Origin of the sequence: Mesorhizobium sp. M0140 (assembly GCF_040322475.1) — a bacterium.
Taxonomy (GTDB): Bacteria; Pseudomonadota; Alphaproteobacteria; order Rhizobiales; family Rhizobiaceae; genus Mesorhizobium.
The window spans coordinates 199,782-215,663 of sequence record NZ_JAMYTM010000007.1 but is presented as its reverse complement, the minus strand read 5'-3'; the positions used below and the strand labels follow the sequence as shown (position 1 = coordinate 215,663).

General features: G+C 60.7%; 22 protein-coding genes and 3 tRNA genes. 11 read left to right on the top strand and 14 right to left on the bottom strand.

The window, feature by feature from the left end; genetic code table 11:
* Positions 1–91, bottom strand: a 91-nt coding sequence (locus tag NKJ37_RS10145; RefSeq protein WP_032908143.1) for a GTP-binding protein, incomplete at its 3' end; no start/stop codon positions are given.
* Positions 92–403: 312 nt separating this feature from the next.
* Here NKJ37_RS10145 and NKJ37_RS10140 point away from each other — a divergent pair.
* Together NKJ37_RS10140 and NKJ37_RS10135 are read left to right on the top strand one after the other, a co-directional pair.
* Positions 404–1,291, top strand: coding sequence for a DMT family transporter (locus NKJ37_RS10140; protein ID WP_023812086.1), 888 nt, complete (start codon positions 404–406; stop codon positions 1,289–1,291).
* Positions 1,292–1,467: 176 nt separating this feature from the next.
* On the top strand, positions 1,468–1,605 hold the full coding sequence (locus tag NKJ37_RS10135) for a hypothetical protein (RefSeq protein WP_164778452.1): 138 nt from the start codon (positions 1,468–1,470) through the stop codon (positions 1,603–1,605).
* A gap of 75 nt (positions 1,606–1,680) precedes the next feature.
* On the opposite strand, the gene NKJ37_RS10130 is transcribed toward NKJ37_RS10135, so the two are convergent.
* Positions 1,681–1,938, bottom strand: coding sequence for a GlsB/YeaQ/YmgE family stress response membrane protein (locus NKJ37_RS10130; protein WP_023812088.1), 258 nt, complete (start codon positions 1,936–1,938; stop codon positions 1,681–1,683).
* A 131-nt stretch (positions 1,939–2,069) separates the two neighbouring features.
* Here NKJ37_RS10130 and NKJ37_RS10125 point away from each other — a divergent pair, with 131 nt between their 5' ends.
* Positions 2,070–2,534: a YidB family protein gene (locus NKJ37_RS10125; protein ID WP_023812089.1), complete on the top strand. Its 465-nt coding sequence runs from the start codon at positions 2,070–2,072 to the stop codon at positions 2,532–2,534.
* Positions 2,535–2,612: 78 nt separating this feature from the next.
* On the opposite strand, the gene NKJ37_RS10120 is transcribed toward NKJ37_RS10125, so the two are convergent.
* Together NKJ37_RS10120 and NKJ37_RS10115 are read right to left on the bottom strand one after the other, a co-directional pair.
* Positions 2,613–2,686 (bottom strand) — tRNA-Gly (locus NKJ37_RS10120).
* A gap of 89 nt (positions 2,687–2,775) precedes the next feature.
* Positions 2,776–2,860: transfer RNA gene (locus NKJ37_RS10115), tRNA-Tyr, on the bottom strand.
* A gap of 198 nt (positions 2,861–3,058) precedes the next feature.
* Here NKJ37_RS10115 and rlmB point away from each other — a divergent pair.
* Entirely contained in the window at positions 3,059–3,907 is an 849-nt protein-coding gene (gene rlmB, locus NKJ37_RS10110; RefSeq protein WP_023812090.1) for a 23S rRNA (guanosine(2251)-2'-O)-methyltransferase RlmB, read from the top strand.
* Between the two features lie 107 nt (positions 3,908–4,014).
* On the opposite strand, the gene NKJ37_RS10105 is transcribed toward rlmB, so the two are convergent.
* The 3 genes from NKJ37_RS10105 to gcl are packed head-to-tail and all read right to left on the bottom strand — an operon-like array spanning position 4,015 to position 7,561.
* Positions 4,015–4,932, bottom strand: a complete 918-nt coding sequence (locus tag NKJ37_RS10105) for a 2-hydroxy-3-oxopropionate reductase (protein WP_352773777.1) — start codon at positions 4,930–4,932, stop codon at positions 4,015–4,017.
* Positions 4,933–4,965: 33 nt separating this feature from the next.
* Positions 4,966–5,769 carry a 2-oxo-tetronate isomerase gene (otnI, locus tag NKJ37_RS10100; RefSeq protein ID WP_352581496.1) on the bottom strand — a complete coding sequence of 268 codons (804 nt, stop codon included), beginning with the start codon at positions 5,767–5,769 and terminating at the stop codon, positions 4,966–4,968.
* A gap of 10 nt (positions 5,770–5,779) precedes the next feature.
* A complete protein-coding gene (gene gcl / locus NKJ37_RS10095) occupies positions 5,780–7,561 on the bottom strand; it encodes a glyoxylate carboligase (RefSeq protein WP_352581497.1) in 1,782 nt (593 codons plus the stop codon).
* Between the two features lie 212 nt (positions 7,562–7,773).
* Between gcl and bhcR the strand changes: the two genes are divergently transcribed.
* On the top strand, positions 7,774–8,595 hold the full coding sequence (bhcR, locus tag NKJ37_RS10090) for an HTH-type transcriptional regulator BhcR (protein ID WP_352581498.1): 822 nt from the start codon (positions 7,774–7,776) through the stop codon (positions 8,593–8,595).
* 80 nt (positions 8,596–8,675) lie between these two features.
* Here the strand turns inward: bhcR and NKJ37_RS10085 are convergent, their stop codons facing one another.
* The 3 genes from NKJ37_RS10085 to NKJ37_RS10075 form a co-directional block, all read right to left on the bottom strand.
* Entirely contained in the window at positions 8,676–8,981 is a 306-nt protein-coding gene (locus NKJ37_RS10085) for a BA14K family protein (protein ID WP_352581499.1), read from the bottom strand.
* Positions 8,982–9,427: 446 nt separating this feature from the next.
* Positions 9,428–9,643, bottom strand: a complete 216-nt coding sequence (locus NKJ37_RS10080; protein WP_023812096.1) for a hypothetical protein — start codon at positions 9,641–9,643, stop codon at positions 9,428–9,430.
* 219 nt (positions 9,644–9,862) lie between these two features.
* Positions 9,863–10,048, bottom strand: a complete 186-nt coding sequence (locus NKJ37_RS10075) for a hypothetical protein (RefSeq protein ID WP_352773776.1) — start codon at positions 10,046–10,048, stop codon at positions 9,863–9,865.
* A 156-nt stretch (positions 10,049–10,204) separates the two neighbouring features.
* Here NKJ37_RS10075 and NKJ37_RS10070 point away from each other — a divergent pair.
* A tRNA-Thr gene (locus NKJ37_RS10070) sits at positions 10,205–10,280 on the top strand.
* A 226-nt stretch (positions 10,281–10,506) separates the two neighbouring features.
* Here the strand turns inward: NKJ37_RS10070 and NKJ37_RS10065 are convergent.
* Positions 10,507–10,914 carry a response regulator gene (locus NKJ37_RS10065; protein WP_352581501.1) on the bottom strand — a complete coding sequence of 136 codons (408 nt, stop codon included), beginning with the start codon at positions 10,912–10,914 and terminating at the stop codon, positions 10,507–10,509.
* A gap of 74 nt (positions 10,915–10,988) precedes the next feature.
* Between NKJ37_RS10065 and NKJ37_RS10060 the strand changes: the two genes are divergently transcribed.
* The 3 genes from NKJ37_RS10060 to NKJ37_RS10050 all read left to right on the top strand — a co-directional run bounded on the left by NKJ37_RS10060 (position 10,989) and on the right by NKJ37_RS10050 (position 12,410).
* A complete protein-coding gene (locus NKJ37_RS10060) occupies positions 10,989–11,267 on the top strand; it encodes a hypothetical protein (RefSeq protein WP_352581502.1) in 279 nt (92 codons plus the stop codon).
* Between the two features lie 168 nt (positions 11,268–11,435).
* A complete protein-coding gene (locus tag NKJ37_RS10055) occupies positions 11,436–12,161 on the top strand; it encodes a Crp/Fnr family transcriptional regulator (RefSeq protein ID WP_352581503.1) in 726 nt (241 codons plus the stop codon).
* A gap of 9 nt (positions 12,162–12,170) precedes the next feature.
* Positions 12,171–12,410, top strand: coding sequence for a DUF6894 family protein (locus NKJ37_RS10050; RefSeq protein ID WP_127291335.1), 240 nt, complete (start codon positions 12,171–12,173; stop codon positions 12,408–12,410).
* A 227-nt stretch (positions 12,411–12,637) separates the two neighbouring features.
* On the opposite strand, the gene NKJ37_RS10045 is transcribed toward NKJ37_RS10050, so the two are convergent.
* Positions 12,638–12,877 (bottom strand): hypothetical protein, encoded by a 240-nt coding sequence (locus NKJ37_RS10045; RefSeq protein WP_127291337.1) that lies wholly within the window; start codon positions 12,875–12,877, stop codon positions 12,638–12,640.
* 549 nt (positions 12,878–13,426) lie between these two features.
* On the opposite strand from NKJ37_RS10045, the gene NKJ37_RS10040 reads away from it, so the two are divergent.
* Entirely contained in the window at positions 13,427–13,849 is a 423-nt protein-coding gene (locus NKJ37_RS10040; protein WP_127291340.1) for a DUF983 domain-containing protein, read from the top strand.
* Between the two features lie 32 nt (positions 13,850–13,881).
* On the opposite strand, the gene NKJ37_RS10035 is transcribed toward NKJ37_RS10040, so the two are convergent.
* On the bottom strand, positions 13,882–14,025 hold the full coding sequence (locus NKJ37_RS10035) for a DUF1515 family protein (protein ID WP_352556259.1): 144 nt from the start codon (positions 14,023–14,025) through the stop codon (positions 13,882–13,884).
* Positions 14,026–14,249: 224 nt separating this feature from the next.
* On the opposite strand from NKJ37_RS10035, the gene NKJ37_RS10030 reads away from it, so the two are divergent.
* Positions 14,250–14,633: a hypothetical protein gene (locus tag NKJ37_RS10030; RefSeq protein WP_352773775.1), complete on the top strand. Its 384-nt coding sequence runs from the start codon at positions 14,250–14,252 to the stop codon at positions 14,631–14,633.
* 555 nt (positions 14,634–15,188) lie between these two features.
* On the opposite strand, the gene NKJ37_RS10025 is transcribed toward NKJ37_RS10030, so the two are convergent.
* Positions 15,189–15,758, bottom strand: coding sequence for a DUF2569 family protein (locus NKJ37_RS10025; RefSeq protein WP_352773774.1), 570 nt, complete (start codon positions 15,756–15,758; stop codon positions 15,189–15,191).
* Positions 15,759–15,882: the final 124 nt, after the last annotated feature.

The window sequence follows — 15,882 nt, the reverse complement described above, 5'->3', positions numbered from 1 at the left end:
CCGCCGTCAGCGACGTCTTGCCATGGTCGACGTGGCCAATCGTGCCGATGTTCACGTGAGGCTTGTTACGCTCGAATTTACCTTTTGCCATTGTCTCTTTCCTTGGACGGCCCGGATCTTCAGTTCGGTCGAAGACCTTCAGTTCAGTCGAATGCGGGGCGATTAGCGACAAAGGCCAAAAAACACAAGCGTCTTTTGGCCGGGTGCCGTCTCACTCAGTCCGAACCATCGATCCGATTGCGGGGATATGACGAAGATATAGGAAGGCTCTGGGCAAAATGAAGGGGTAGCGGGCCGACCGATCGAGGCCGCGAAAGCGCTGGCTTGCTTGCCCGGCCCTGTCTGATTCATGGCCAGGCCATGGACCATTGCCGCCACCACCCGCCTCTGATCTTGTGGCCAGATGCATTTCATCCCTGCCTCTATCCGCGGCCCGCTGTTCATGATCGTCTCGACGGGATCGTATCTCGTCAACGACACGATGATGAAACTCGCGACGGCAGGCCTGCCGTCCTACGAAGTGCTGTTTCTGCGGGGTGCCGCGGCTGCGCTCTGGGGCTTCCCGCTGTTGTTCGCGCTGGGCTACGGCAAGCAGATCCCGCTGATCTTCGACAAGCGCGTACTGAGCCGGAACGTGCTCGAGCTGGCGGCGATCCTTTGCTATGTGGTCGCGCTCGCCAATATGCAGATTGCCGATTCCACCGCGCTCGGACAGATCACGCCGCTCTTGATGCTGGTCGGCTCCTCGATCCTGTTTGGCGAACGGATCGGCAGCCGTCGCATGGCGCTCATCGGGCTCGGTTTCGTCGGCGCGCTGATGGTGGCGCAGCCGACCATGCAAGGCATTTCGGTCTACGCCCTGCTGGCGCTCGGCAACGCAGCCCTCGCGGCGGCGCGTGACCTCGCCGGCCGGCGGGTCTCGGCCGAGGTGCCGGGGATGATCGTGGCGATTTCCGCCGTCGTGGTGGTGCTGATCGGCGCCGGCGCCGCGCATCTGGTTTCAGAGCGCTGGGTCATGCCCCAGGCACATCACCTGCTGCTGATGGCGGGTGCTGGATTTTTCCTGATCTTCGGCCATTTCTTCATCTTCATGGCCTATCGCATCGGACCGACCAGCGCCGTGGCGCCGTTCTACTATTGCTTCACCGTCTGGGCGGTCATTTCGGGCCTGCTGGTGTTCGGGCAGTTCCCCAACACGCTGGCCATTTGCGGCATTCTGCTGGTCGTCGGCAGCGGGCTGACCATCGTCTCGCTGGATCAGCGTCAGCGCCGGCTGGCCGTCGTCGCCTGACGCATGTCGCCCAAAAGGGGCCCCGGTTTTGGGAGAACGACGTGCATAAACAAAACCTGGAGCCTCCGCATCCAAGCACCCGCGCATGAGCAGTTGCCGGGCCGAAAAAGATCGTCTACTCGGCGAAGCATCGTTCGTTCGACGACGACATGATCAATCAGCCAAGGGAGTTCCCCGTGACCGATTTTGACCAGAACAAGAGCTCCGACGCCGAGCACAAGGCCGCTATCCGCAAGTCGCTTGTCGGCTGGGCGGTGTTCATCGCCGGAACGCTGATCTTTTTCGTCGCCGCCGATGCAGTGTTGATGCCATAGACGAGCCGCTGCACGTACAGGCCTGAAGCCGGTCTTGCCTTCGGAAACTCGAAACCTCAGACGATCCGCAGGTGCCTAAAGCGTCCGCCTTGCGCTGAACTGATGGTAGGCCCACAGCACGACCACCGCCCCAACCACCGCGACGATCAGGCTGGAGATGTTGAGACCGGTGACACCCACGCCAAAGATCTGGCTGCAGATCACGCCGCCGACAATGGCGCCGACGATGCCGAGGACGATATCCATGATCAGGCCCTGGCCGGTCTTGTTGACGATCTTGCTGCCCAGGAAGCCGGCAATGGCGCCCAGAATGATCCAACTGATGATACCCATTTTTTCCTCTCCATCCCCTCGCCAGCCGACATTTTCATAGGATTGTCAAAACCTCAAGCCAGCTTGAAATTCTGCCCGAATGCTTCATTGTTGATGAGGGGTCGGGCCTTGGTCGCTATGGAGGATCCACGATGGGACTTTTTGACAACGCCGTTCCCGGCGGCAACATCACCAAACCCCTGATGATCGCGCTCGGCGCATTGCTGGTCGGCAAGATGCTGAGCGGCAGAAGTGCCGAAGAGCCAGAACAGTCTCCCGCGCCCGCTCCGACCGCCCCCGTCCCGACGGAAACCACATCCGCCGATGGTGGCCTGGCTGGCGGATTGGGCGGCCTGCTCGACAAGCTCAGAAATGCCGGCCACGGCAATGCCGCCGACTCCTGGGTCGGCACCGGGCAGAACCAGCCGATCAATGCCAACGATCTTGGCACCGCGATCGGACCGCAGATCATTCGCGAGATCGCGCAACGGACTGGGCTGGACGAGCAGGAACTGCTCAAGCAACTGTCCACCGCCCTGCCCGGTATCGTCGACAGACTGACGCCGAACGGCCAGGTGCCGCAGCAGCACCAGGTCGCCACCGCGTTCAACAGCTGACGCGGCACAGCCACGACAATTGGAGCACTGCGCGCCTCGTGCGCAGTGTTTCGGCTTGCCGGTGATGGGATAAGTGTCTGGAGCGGGTAGCGGGAATCGAACCCGCATATTCAGCTTGGAAGGCTGCTGCTCTACCACTGAGCTATACCCGCGCCGTTCCTGAAGTACCGGATTCATCCGAAAAGCGCCATGCACTTTTCGGTCCGATTCTTGTCACGTTTCAGGGCTTCCGGGCCGGCAGTGGTGGAGAGGGTTGGATTCGAACCAACGTAAGCTAAGCTAACGGATTTACAGTCCGTCCCCTTTAACCACTCGGGCACCTCTCCAGTCTGCCGCCGGAGCCATGCAACGAGGCATTCACGCCGATCCGGACCCGAGTTATGTGTTCTCCGAAACCAGCGCAGCGCCTTATGGCGGCAAGCCCATTGGGTGTCAACCGCGCAACCATGGTTTTTCGTTTCTGTTCGCCGGCTGTGACGGCGGGCCATATCCTTGGCCGGAGGACACAGCTATAGAAGCCAGCCATGAGCGACAAAACCAACACCCCCAAAGACACCCATTACGCCAAGCTGCGCCGCGCCTATCGCGACGAGAAAAGCGGCGGCGCGCCGGCGTTCCGGCCCCGACAGCCGGTTCCGCCGGGCGAAAATGCCGCGGATGGCCTGGTGCGGCTCTACGGCCTGCACACCGTGCGCGCCGCACTCGACAATCCGCGCCGCAAGATTAGGAAGATGCTGGTGACGCGCAACGCGGCCGAGCGCCTCGAAATCGCCGATCTCGCCGCCCTGCCCTTCAAGACCGAACTGGTCGAACCCAGGGACATCGACAAGATCACCGGGTCGGACGCCGTGCATCAGGGTGTGCTGATCGAGGCCGAGCCGCTGAAAGCCAAGCGGCTCGATGCGCTTGGCGACGCGAAGCTGGTGCTGGTGCTCGACCAGATCACCGACCCGCACAATGTCGGCGCTATCCTGCGCTCGGCGGTCGCCTTCGGCGCCGGCGCGCTGATCACCACAGCCCGCCACAGCCCGCAGGAATCGGGCGTGCTGGCGAAATCCGCCTCCGGCGCGCTGGAGCACATCGACCAGATCGAGGTGAAGAACCTCGCCGACGCACTCGGCCAGTTGCACGAGGCCGGCTTCCGCACCATCGGACTTGATTCGGACGCGCCGGCCGAACTCGAAAAGAGCTTTGCCGGAGAAAAGATCGCCTTGGTGCTGGGCGCCGAAGGCAAGGGCCTGCGCCAGAAGACGCGCGAGACGGTGACCACGCTGGCGCGGCTCGACATGCCCGGCGCCATCCATTCGCTCAACGTGTCGAATGCCGCGGCGATCAGCCTTTACGTGGCGCGGGCGTTTTTGAAGCGCGGCTAAGCCAAAAATATCTCGAAACGAGAAACGGGTTCCGACAGACGCCGGAACCCGTTCTTCGACGGGCCAAGAGTTTGCGGCTTGGGAACGTTGCGCCGCCCTCTCCTGACCTATGCCGCTTTGCCCTTGGCGTCGGCTGCCTCGCTGCCGACCTCGAAATTGGCCATCCGCTCCAGCGCCCTGACCAGCGCCGAATGATCCTCCTTGGCGCCGCCATTGGCCGCGCAGGAATTGAACAGCTGCTGAGTCGTCGAGGTGTTGGGCAAGGAAACGCCGAGCGCCTTCGCGCCCTCCAGCGCGAGGTTCAGATCCTTCTGGTGCAGTTCGATGCGGAAACCAGGCGCGAAGGTGCGCTTGACCATGCGCTCACCATGCATTTCCAGAATGCGCGAAGCCGCCAGCCCGCCCATCAGCGCCTGCCTGACCTTGGCCGGGTCGGCGCCAGCTTTCGATGCAAAAACAAGCGCTTCGGCGACGGCTTCAATGGTCAACGCGACGACGATCTGGTTGGCCACCTTGGTGGTCTGGCCAACCCCGTTCGGCCCGACCAGGGTGATGTTCTTGCCCATCTTCTCGAAGACGGGCTTGGCGCGCTCGAACGGCTTTTCCTCGCCGCCGGCCATGATGGTCAGCGACGCCGCCTTGGCGCCAACCTCGCCGCCCGAGACCGGTGCATCGAGATAGTCGCAGCCGAGATCGTTGATCTTCTTTGCGAAGATTTTGGTCTCGATCGGCGAGATCGAACTCATGTCGATGACCAGCTTGCCCTTGGCCAGGCCGGACGCGACGCCATTGTCGCTAAACAGCACATCGGCCACCTGCGGAGTGTCGGGCACCATCAGGATGATGATGTCGGCAGCTTTGGCCACGGCGGCGTGGCCGGTGACGGTCTTCAGGCCTTTGGCGACGAGATCGGCCGGCGGCTTGGAGCGATGGTCGCTGGCGATGACCTTGTAACCCGCGTCCAGCAGATGCCCCGCCATCGGCGCGCCCATGATGCCGAGGCCGATGAAGCCGATGGTTTCCATTGTGGTTCTCCAAATGACTGTGTGAAACGCCCCCTAGTGCTTACGCCGCAGCACTTCCCTGCCCGGCCAACTCCGAAGCCACCCCAAGCCAGCCTCCGTCCCGGCCTTCGGCTTGTACTCAGCCCCGACCCATCCGGCATAACCGATGCGGTCGATATGCTCGTAGAGGAAGGGATAATTGATCTCGCCCGTCCCCGGCTCGTGACGGCCGGGATTATCCGCAAGCTGAATATGCGCGATGCGGCCAAGGTTAGCCTCGATGGTCCGGGCGAGATCCCCCTCCATGATCTGCATGTGATAGATGTCGTATTGCAGGAACAGGTTTTTCGAGCCGACGCGATCGATCAGCGCCGAGGCCTGATCGGAATAGTTGAGGAAGAAGCCCGGAATATCGCGCGTGTTGATCGGCTCGATCAGCAGCCTGATGCCGGCCTGCTCCAGCTTTTCCGCCGCGAAGGCGAGGTTTTCGGCAAAGACATCCTCCAGCACCTTGCGGTCGGCGCCCGCCGGCGCGATGCCGGCCAGGCAATTGACCTGCTGGCAGCCGAGCGCCTGCGCATAGGCGATCGCCTTGGCGATGCCCTGGCGGAATTCCGGCACACGGTCCGGCAGCACCGCAATGCCGCGTTCGCCCTTGCCCCAGTCGCCGGCCGGAAGATTGAACAGCACCTGGGTCAGACCGTTCTTCTTCAGCCGGGCCGCGACGACATCGGGCGCATGGTCGTAGGGGCCGATATATTCGACGCCCTTGAAGCCGGCGCGAGCGGCGGCATCGAAACGGTCGAGGAACTCATGCTCGCCAAAGAGCATCGAAAGATTGGCTGAAAACCGCGGCATTCTTTTTCTCCTAATCCAACATCACGATCGCTGTCGGCGCATCTTCCTGATGTTCGGCAAGCTCCTCGAATTCGGTGATCTTGTCGATCTCGGTACCCATCGAGATGTTGGTGACGCGTTCGAGGATGAATTCGAGCACGACCGGAACCCGGTGCTCCTTCATCAGCCGCTGCGCCTCCTTGAAGGCACCAGCGAACTCTTCGGGCTTGCGCACCCTGATCGCCTTGCAGCCCATGGCCTCGGCGACGGCAACGTGGTCGACGCCGTAGCCGGCCTCGGGATCGCCTGACCGGTTGATGTTCTCGAAGGCAAGATCGACCTCGAAATCCATCGAGAAACCACGCTGCGCCTGGCGGATCAGGCCGAGATAGGCGTTGTTCACGACGACATGCAGATAGGGCAATTTGTGCTGTGCGCCGACCGCCAGTTCCTCGATCATGAACTGGAAATCATAGTCGCCCGACAGCGCCACGATGGTGCGGTCCGGGTCGGCGGCGCGAACGCCAAGGGCCGCCGGCAAGGTCCAGCCGAGCGGGCCGGCCTGGCCGCAATTGATCCAGTTGCGCGGCTTGTAGACATGCAGGAACTGCGCGCCGGCAATCTGCGACAGGCCGATCGTGGTGACATAGGTGACGTCGCGGCCGAACGCCTTGTTCATCTCCTCATAGACACGCTGCGGCTTCAGCGGCACCTGGTCGAAATGCGTCTTGCGCTTCATCGTCTTCTTGCGGGCCTGGCATTCCTTCGCCCAGATCGACCAGTCGCGCAGCTTGCCCGCCGTCTTCCATTCGGTGGCGACGTCGAGCAGCATCTTCAGCGCCGCGCCAGCATCCGAGACGACGCCGAGATCCGGCGCGAAGACGCGGCCGATCTGCGTCGGCTCGATGTCGACATGGATGAATTTTTTGCCCTTTGTATAAACGTCGACCGAGCCGGTGTGGCGGTTGGCCCAGCGGTTGCCGATGCCGAAGACGAAGTCGGCTTCCAGCATCGTCGCATTGCCATAGCGGTGCGAGGTCTGCAGCCCGCACATGCCGGCCATCAGCCGATGGTCGTCGGGGATCGCGCCCCAGCCCATCAAGGTCGGGATGACCGGCACGCCTGAAATTTCGGCGAATTCGATGAGCAGATCCGATGCATCGGCGTTGATGATGCCGCCGCCGGCGACGATCAGCGGCTTTTCGGCGGCGTTGAGCATCGTCAACGCCTTTTCGGCCTGGGCGCGTGTCATGGCCGGCTTGAACGGCGTCAACGGCTCATAGGCGTCGATGTCGAATTCGATTTCGGCGAGTTGCACGTCGACCGGCAGGTCGATCAGCACCGGGCCGGGACGTGACGAGCGCATCAGGTGAAACGCCTTCTGCAGCGCCATGGGGACGAGATAGGGTTCCATGACGGTGACCGCCCATTTGGCGACCGGCGCGGCAATGGCTGATATGTCGACGGCCTGGAAATCCTCCTTGTTCAGCCGCGCCCGCGGCGCCTGACCGGTGATGCACAGGATCGGAATGGAATCCGCGGCGGCCGAATAGAGCCCGGTGATCATGTCGGTGCCGGCTGGACCCGAAGTGCCGATGCACAGGCCGATATTGCCCGCCTTGGCGCGGGTGAAACCTTCCGCCATGTGCGAGGCGCCCTCGACGTGACGGGCAAGCACATGGCGGATCGTGCCCCTCGCCTTCATTGCCGAATAGAACGGATTGATCGCCGCGCCCGGCACGCCGAAAGCGCAGGAAATGCCTTCCTTTTCGAGAACGAGAACCGCGGCATCGACAGCGCGCATCCTGGCCATTTTCCAGCCCTCCACGGGTTTGTCATTGTTGGATTGGCCAAGATGTCAGCACGCCGGTTATTTTTCAATTTTTTCAGAATATTTTTTCATTTCTAGAAAACGGCAGCTATATGCTGATTTTGTTGGATTTTCCGTTTTCCAGGAATTCATCCCTTCGATCGAGTGAAAAACTTTTTCATTGTGTGTTGGCGAAATCGGCTGAGAATGGCGCCATGGAAACGACCGAAAAACGCCAGCGCGGCCGGCCGCGCGCTTTCAACGGGCCATCGGAGGCCAGCTCGGTGCAGTCGCTCGACAGGGCGTTGCGCATCCTGGCCATTGTCGCGGAAGGCAGCGGCCTGTCGCTGAGCGAGATCTCTGCGCAGAGCGGCCTTGCCGCCTCCACCGCCTACCGCATGCTGACGACGCTGCAAAACCACGGCATGGTCGAATTCGACACATCAGACCAGCTCTGGTCGATCGGCGTCGAGACCTACCGCATGGGCGCGGCCTTCCTGCGCCGCCGCAAACTGGTCGACCGCGCCCGTGTCGTCATGCAGGAGCTGATGGAAAGAACCGGCGAGACGGCCAATCTCGGCGTCGCCGAGGACGATTGCGTGGTCTTCGTCAGCCAGGTCGAGACGCACCAGGCGATCCGCGCCTTCTTCCGGCCGGGCACGCGCAGCCCCTTTCATGCGTCGGGCATCGGCAAGGCGGTGCTGGCGCATCTCGAGCCGGAGCGCGTCGGAACCATCCTGCGCAAGGCAGGCCTGCAGCGCTTCACCGACAGGACGCTGTCCGACATTTCGGCGCTTGCCCACGATCTGGCGCGGATCAAGCTGCGCGGCTGGTCGGTCGACGACGAGGAGCGGCACCCCGGCATGCGTTGCGTGGCAGCCGCCATCTTCAACGAATTCGGCGAGCCGATCGGCGGCGTTTCGGTGTCGGGACCAACGGTGCGGGTGACGCCGGAGCGGCTGGCCGAGATCGGCCCGCTGGTGCGCGATGCCGCCGCCGAGGTGACCAGGATGATTGGCGGCATCAGGGCGCCCTGACGGTCCGATCGTTTCAAGCACAGCGAAAAGAGGGGCTGCGGGGGCGCCCCTCTTCTGGCTGATTGAAACGCCACCTCCTCTCAGAGACGGCAGTAGTGGCGATAGCCGTCATGGCCGAGATAGGTGTCGGAGTCGACGTCGTAGCTGGCGTAGCGGTCATAGCAGCGGCGGACGTGCCATGAGCCGCCGCCTTCGTCGACATAGACGGTGCGCGGCTGGGCGAGCAGGCTGCCGAGGACAAAGCCGCCGACGCCGGCCGCAATGCCGATGCCGATTTCGCGGTTGTGGTGATGGCTGTGGGCGGCCGAGGGCTGGACGGTGCCGGCCAGCGTGGCGGCGGCAACTGCAGTGGCGATGAGGCCGGAAACGAGTGTGCTCTTGAACATGACGATCTCCTTGCTTCGTTGACCGAGGCGATCCATCCGCCTCTTGATCATCTGTCGTCGCGGCCAGGAAAAAGGTTCGAATCTTTTTTCGATTTTTCTGCGATCGGGGAAATCGGATCGACCGAGGTCATGCTGACGGCGACCTTGCGAGAGCTTGGCGAAGAAGTTGATGCGGCTGATCTCCCCCCTTGCGGGGGAGATGCCCGGCAGGGCAGAGGGGGTGCTGTCCCGCCAGCTTGTCAACCAATCAGGGCGAGGCAACCGCACGGACAAAATAGAGAAAGTTCATGGGGAAGCCGGTGATCCTTCACACCCCCCTCTGTCCTGCCGGACATCTCCCCCGCAAAGGGGGAGATCGGCAGCTTTGCCGTCCCCACTTCACAAAGTGATCGCCCAACGCGAAAAGGGCGACCGAAGCCGCCCTCTTGGAAGAATGGGTCCCTCCATCAAAGGAAAATGATTACCCTGCCATGCCTGTGGTGATGGTTGTGGTGATGGTTGTAGTGCTTCCACCAGTACTTCTTGAAGTGCTTCTTGTGATGGTTGTAGTTGTGGTGATGGCCGTGCATGCCATGGGCTGACGACGTGCCGACAGTGCCGGCGAGCGCGCCGGTGGCGACGAAGATGGCGACGAGGCCTGAGGTAAGAGTGCGCTTGAACATGATGATCTCCTGGATCCTTGATCGAGGCGACCCATTCGCCCCTGAGCATCAGTCGGCGCGACGCGGCAAAAGGTTCGAAAGGTTTTGCAGATTTTTTGTGGAGCGGCGGCCGGGGACGAGGGAATAGGTCCTGGGAATTAGGGATTGGGGAAACGCAGACTACGGGTTGCGACTCCCCTACTGCCTACTGCCTACTCCCTACTCCCTACTCCCTACTCCCTACTCCCTCTCTTCACCCTCATCCCATGCCGGTGACGTGACGCAGCCAAAACGCCAGCGCGATGAACCGACGATGGTGGTCACGCCGGTCCAGTCGACATTGGCCTTCTTCACATCGCTGATAATCTTCACCAGCAGCATCCAGGCCACGAAGACGATAGGGAGAATGATGACAAGTCTGATCATGCGACACCCCTGCGCGAAGCGATTGCACCTTCCCTAGATGTAGGAAGCAATCCGGCGCTTTTCAGGATGCCCTGCCCCGACAGCGCATGGGACATGCCGGGGAAAAACGGAGTTTTGTCTTTACTGGCGCAACAAATATGCTAACCGGAGCGCCGTGCCCTTGTAGCTCAGCTGGTAGAGCAGCGGTTTTGTAAACCGAAGGTCGGCGGTTCGATTCCGTCCGGGGGCACCAGCACAGTGCGAATGGCAGCGCCGCGCGGCCGCGTGCAACCATTGATCGCTTTCTGCATTGTTACCCGCATAACGAGCGGAGATAGCAACAATGTGGATCTTGGCGGCTGTTTGTATTGGGTTCGCGTTAGCCTTGTCTCTGGGGTGGGCTATGGGGCTTTCGAAGTAGGTGCACATAGTGATCCGCCCACTGAAGCAGTATTCGCCTTCCAATACGCCGACTTGCTCTAATGAGAGGGTTCGCCTCCGTTCGCTGCTGTTGGGTGTTGCTGATTGAGCAGTGTCGACAGCGCCGTAATAATCTGGGGGAGGAAGAATGGCTTGACGATCATCACGCTGTCTGGGACGCCTTCAGACCCCCACAAATCCGCACTATTGCCGCTGATGTAGACCACAGGTAGGCTTGAGTTGCCTCGCCTTACATGCCTGGCTATTTCCCACCCAGATTCTCCTGAGCCGAGGCGAATGTCCGTAAGGAGGCCGGCGAACTTGCTTGGATCCTCATCAAACGCCTCCACGGCGGCTTCGGCATTCGGCACTCCTACGACGAGAAAGCCAGCTTCCTGCAAAGCTGTTTCAAGGTCGAGCAGGATCAGGGGTTCGTCTTCGACGACCAGAATAGCAATGTCGCTCATGAGGCCCCCTACATCGGCCAAAGCAACGGCGGGACAGAACTTTAGTTCCATCTAAAGGGTAACTTGGATGTGATATGGCTTGGTATGAAACCAACCTACGCCTCGCTTTTGACCCGCCTATGAACGCCATTGACACCGTGCTGAATGACCTGGAGCTAGCACGTGCCCTGCGCGCCAGCCTTGCGCATGAGCGGGCCCGAATGCGTGCGCTGCTCGACGATATTGCTCATGTTCGCATGGAAGTCAGAGACGCCGCCGCAATCCGGTTTCATGTGCGTTCTTCACCCGACGACAAAAAGTTCTTACGGTTTGAAGAGGCCAGCGCGCCGTGTCTCTTCCCGCCCGCAACATAGCAGCGGAGCCATTGTACGAATCGTACCCAACGGCTGGTTAGACGTTTAAATGTAGCCTTTGATCGATTTCAGGAGGATAAATCTCCATCGCCTGCTAACTTTTTGGGCGCAGGCGACTGAGAGATAGCTGAGGTGCGGTGCTCTTGCCCCAAACTGGGAGGCGAGAGCGTGGCTCAGCTTCATCAACCACACATCCGTAATCGGCTACTGACGTCTTTGTCGCCAGATGACTTCGCGCTCATCGCGCCGCATCTCGAACCGGTCACGTTGGGGGCCCGCGAACACTTGTTCAAAGCGGAGCAGCAGATCACGCATGTAACCTTCCCGGAACGAGGGATTGCCTCGATTGTCGCCGACACCGAGGAAGGACGGTTTGAGGTAGGCATGGTCGGATCAGAGGGCCTCGCGGGAATTTCTGTCGTGCTCGGCGTCGACCGCACGCCTCACACCTGCATGGTTCAGGCTGCGGGTGAAGCATTCCGTATCGGGGCGGTCGAGCTTCAGGCGGCGATGGACCACAGCGCCACGCTGCGCGAGCTTCTTCTTCGCTTCGTGCATACCTTCATCGTGCAAGTCAGTCAGACCGCGTATGCCAATGCTGGCTACTCCATCGAGGAGCGGCTGGCGCGCTGGCTGCTTATGACCCATGATCGGCTGGAACAGGACGACATGCCTGTAACGCATGAGTTCATGAGCATCATGCTGGGCGCGCGTCGCCCCGGTGTGACCCTTGCGGTGCAGATGCTGGAGGGCGTCGGTGCGATCAAGAACACGCGTGGTCAGATCCTGCTGAAGGATCGCGCCAAGCTGGAATCGATCGCAGGACAGGCCTATGGTTATGCCGAGAGGGAATACTCGAACGTGTTCCAGTTCCCCATCAAGCGAGAGCAATGAGAGGGGCACTTGCGCTACTTCATGAACGTGCGCTGCCGGGGAAGGCTAATCCCCGACCACGAGGGCGACGAACTGGCCGATGACAGCGCCGTGCACGGCCATGCATTGGCGAACGCGCGTGATCTCGTTTTCAACACTCGCATGGACACGATGCGCAGTTGGTTCGACTGCAGCTTCGAAGTCACGGACGAGAGCGGCAGAACGGTGCTCGTGATGCCGTTCAGCGAGGTGGTTGAGGATCGGTTCTGAACTGCCACCCGCTGCCCCATTCACGGCAGCAGCGGGCGTGTCCAAGGAGGACGTGCCGGGAGGGCGGTCCCTGCCAAGCCATAACCATTAGCATTACCTGATGTTCCATCAAGTAGGCCCGGACCACTTGGGTGAGTACCGATGCGGGTCCGACCAAGGTTGCCCTTTCTTCGACCAGCAGCGCGGGGCGCGCTGCCGCTAAGAACCCCTAAATCATCGGGCAGCCCTCATGTCCCTTCATTGGTAAGCGGTCTCGGCCGCACAATGTTCAAATCAAACTTGGTTGGCAGGTCGGGTCCCGTATTGTGAATGGCGGTGGTCGTCATTCGATGGACGGGCGGGATGATTACCATCCGGACGTTTCGTTCAGGCCAGAGCGGCTTTCCGAAGATCAGGAACGCGACTGCTATCAGGACGGCGACCAAACCCGCTGCAAATGCGTTCGCAATGATCTGGCCAAGCTGCATGCGCTCTCCGTGAATGATTACCCGCCACGCCAAGCGAGCCGTGGCGGGTAATCAACGAACCGGCGATGAAGGGACGATGATCGACGGCCACGTTCCAAATGTCGAAAAGGCTGTGTTGTTTCAGGGGTCAGACCTTTGCGCCTCGGCATCGGGCTTTAGTCGGACCCAAACAAGGCCTTGGCGGTTGCGTCATTGGCAGAGGGTTGGCGTAGCAGCGTCAACGCGAAGGCCCGTCACTGATCAGCAATGACGGGCCCTGCCTCGAGACCACTTGGCCGGGGGGCTAAGCCAAGCTAACAACCAAACTTCATTTTCAGAACCAGGTTCCCTTGACCAAAAATCGGAGTTTCAGTGGGGCCGCCCCCACTTCCGGGCAGAGGCGGACCGGCCGGGGCTTGGGTGCCTCGACCGGCAGCGGGCACGCTGCCGCTTTTTCCAACCCGCATTGGTAGTTCGTCGAGCTCCCGCCTCCTGTCCTGGATGACATCGCGCTAAGGGCGCCCATCCACAGCGGACCGGAACTATGCCGAGTCTGCCGCGTTGCCGGTCATGACTGACTACAACGAAACCACAAACCCGATCCTGACCGGTTTCAAGGGCCAGTGCCCACGGTGTCAGCAGGGACACCTGTTCGCAGGTTACCTGAAGCTTGCTCCACGTTGTGATGTCTGTGGGCTCGATTTTTCCTTTGCCGACCCGGCTGATGGGCCTGCATTTTTCTCAATGTCGATAGTTGCATTCCCGGCCCTTGCCTTTGCTCTTTGGCTTCAGTTGCGGTTCGAGCCACCTTTCTGGATACACATTCTCACAAGCCTGCCCCTGACCATCGGGGCATGCATATTGTTGCTTCGACCACTTAAAGGCTGGCTCGTGTGTTCTCAATATTTCCACAAGGCAGCAGAAGGTTCGATTGACCGAGATTGGCATGCCGCTGAGGCCGACCGCCAAAGGTTGGAGCCGCACGGTAAATAGATGAGGCATTGGCCCCTGCCGCGTGATATCAATCACCCGCCCCGCAGCACGCGCCAGATATCCGCCCAATAGGCTGTGACAAGCGAGGCCGGCGCCGCCGCAGCCATGCCAGTGACGCCCAAGGCCCCCAGGCCCATCAACTTCCAACGGGTGACCTCGGCAGTTACCGGCTTCACGCCCGTAATATCCCGTTGAGCTTGGTAACAGCGGATTCCATGAGCGAGCGCGAATGCACGTCTTGTTTGAACAGCTTACTCACGCCCGAATGCTCGTTAGAGACGCCGCCGCGATCCGCGCCCATCTGCGCGCGGCCCTTGCGTATCAAACCGTACGTTGAATCCTTCTTGGGTCACGCGTGAGAAGAGAGTAAATAAATCCCTTCGCAGCAAGGGAGGCCGCGATGGTTGAAACGCATATGGAAGTCGCACGCGCGGCTATCGAAACCAGCTTTCGGTTGCGGCACCATTCCCTGGCCGGAACTGCCTCGTTTCGCCGGGATATGGATCACTCCCGACGCGCAATCGAGGCATCACGCGAACTGCTCACGCGCCTTCGCCAACGTCACCGCGATGACATGGCCCAGGGGTGGGAAGATCCGGGCCCGACTCCTGCTTCCGTCTCCGCCTTCGATGCTGATATTCTTCGCTCTGCATTTCGAGCCCTGGTCAGGGATATGAGCGTGCCTGAATGTCAATGGCGCGATTTGGCTGAGAGCCTGGTCCGCGAATATGTCGGGTGCGAGCAGATCGACGTTGGCCTGTTGGATTGGATCACCCACAAGTAGTCACCAACGCAAAACAGCCCGTCCCGCCCACATTGCCGGTGACACGAAACGGGCTGCGGAAGCCGGCATGCGGTGCTTCCTGAAATCCAACTTTGTGTGCGCACGGTTGTTCCGTCAGCTTCTGCTGAAAAGCGGGTACATTCTGCTGCCGTGGCCATTCGACAGTCGCTGGTAGAGTAGACCCGCCGCTCCATTTGCGAAGCGACGGGCTCTCGCCCACCCCATACCTGTCAGAGCAATTTAGATGCCAGACTTTTTGACCCGTTATGGGGCACAGCCGTCGCCTTTGCAGTCGGTTCTACCCCGCCGTAGGAGGCACCGGCCCAGTAATGTTCCACCGGATGAACTCGACTTCCTTCCCGGTGACTTCCCGCAACGCGTTTAACAGCACCTCATGCAGGACGCGCGTCTGCCTGAATCCGATTCTGCCTGAATCCGATTCTGCCTGCCGATCACCGCGCGCAGTTCGGGTTCTCCCCCCTCGCGCTTCACGGATTCGATGAACATCAGTTCGCCGAGCCCGTGATGCTCCAAATATTCCAAGTTTGCTGTCTTTTATGACACGCTCGCGACCTGGGTGGATGCCCCAACCCCGGTGAACGTGTTCCGGACCCTGACGGACTTGTAGACGTAGGCGACCCAGAGCCCTGTCAGCACAAACGAGACTATGGGGGCCACCAGCGCGTCGCCTGCGAGCACCAGGCTCACCGGAACGCCCAGAACTGACGCAACCCAGATCGTGTCCAGGATGAAAACGACAGGGATCGCCAGCCACTGGAGCAGAAACAATTGCGGAAAGCGGCGGCTTCGCCGCAACATCGAAACGAGCACGACCAGCTGAAGCGCCAGAAATGCCAGATTGAGGGCAACCTCGCCATACACCGCCAGGGGTCCGTTCGGGAGGGTCATGAGTTGCTGGTAGCCGTCGGCCGAATTGGCGAAGTCGGCGAGTGTGCGCAACGGTGATAACGTCTGACCGATCGCCAGCAGCATTAACCAGCCGCCGAAGCCCACAAGAGCCTCGGGATTCTGCGACGGCTTCGCGGCTGATCGAACAGCAAAGAAAACAGGCACGCCGATCAACAGCAGCAAGATCGCCCAATGCCAGATAGAAAACGTCCCCATTTACCCCTCCCCCGTTTTTGCTCCTATAAGTTGTATCAGGTTTTAAATTCAACTCAAGAGCCGACATGCATCTGAAACCAGGTCTTATGCGGAAGCAACGCTTTCTCCTGCCCTTTCCTGCCAC

Excerpts from the sequence above, each read along its gene's own strand:
- NKJ37_RS10140 (WP_023812086.1), top strand. The coding sequence starts at position 404 with ATGCATTTCATCCCTGCCTCTATCCGCGGCCCGCTGTTCATGATCGTC.
- NKJ37_RS10130 (WP_023812088.1), bottom strand. The coding sequence starts at position 1,938 with ATGGGTATCATCAGTTGGATCATTCTGGGCGCCATTGCCGGCTTCCTG.
- NKJ37_RS10125 (WP_023812089.1), top strand. The coding sequence starts at position 2,070 with ATGGGACTTTTTGACAACGCCGTTCCCGGCGGCAACATCACCAAACCC.
- rlmB (WP_023812090.1), top strand. The coding sequence starts at position 3,059 with ATGAGCGACAAAACCAACACCCCCAAAGACACCCATTACGCCAAGCTG.
- NKJ37_RS10105 (WP_352773777.1), bottom strand. The coding sequence starts at position 4,932 with ATGGAAACCATCGGCTTCATCGGCCTCGGCATCATGGGCGCGCCGATG.
- otnI (WP_352581496.1), bottom strand. The coding sequence starts at position 5,769 with ATGCCGCGGTTTTCAGCCAATCTTTCGATGCTCTTTGGCGAGCATGAG.
- gcl (WP_352581497.1), bottom strand. The coding sequence starts at position 7,561 with ATGGCCAGGATGCGCGCTGTCGATGCCGCGGTTCTCGTTCTCGAAAAG.
- bhcR (WP_352581498.1), top strand. The coding sequence starts at position 7,774 with ATGGAAACGACCGAAAAACGCCAGCGCGGCCGGCCGCGCGCTTTCAAC.
- NKJ37_RS10085 (WP_352581499.1), bottom strand. The coding sequence starts at position 8,981 with ATGTTCAAGAGCACACTCGTTTCCGGCCTCATCGCCACTGCAGTTGCC.
- NKJ37_RS10080 (WP_023812096.1), bottom strand. The coding sequence starts at position 9,643 with ATGTTCAAGCGCACTCTTACCTCAGGCCTCGTCGCCATCTTCGTCGCC.
- NKJ37_RS10075 (WP_352773776.1), bottom strand. The coding sequence starts at position 10,048 with ATGATCAGACTTGTCATCATTCTCCCTATCGTCTTCGTGGCCTGGATG.
- NKJ37_RS10065 (WP_352581501.1), bottom strand. The coding sequence starts at position 10,914 with ATGAGCGACATTGCTATTCTGGTCGTCGAAGACGAACCCCTGATCCTG.
- NKJ37_RS10060 (WP_352581502.1), top strand. The coding sequence starts at position 10,989 with ATGGCTTGGTATGAAACCAACCTACGCCTCGCTTTTGACCCGCCTATG.
- NKJ37_RS10045 (WP_127291337.1), bottom strand. The coding sequence starts at position 12,877 with ATGCAGCTTGGCCAGATCATTGCGAACGCATTTGCAGCGGGTTTGGTC.
- NKJ37_RS10040 (WP_127291340.1), top strand. The coding sequence starts at position 13,427 with ATGACTGACTACAACGAAACCACAAACCCGATCCTGACCGGTTTCAAG.
- NKJ37_RS10030 (WP_352773775.1), top strand. The coding sequence starts at position 14,250 with ATGGTTGAAACGCATATGGAAGTCGCACGCGCGGCTATCGAAACCAGC.
- NKJ37_RS10025 (WP_352773774.1), bottom strand. The coding sequence starts at position 15,758 with ATGGGGACGTTTTCTATCTGGCATTGGGCGATCTTGCTGCTGTTGATC.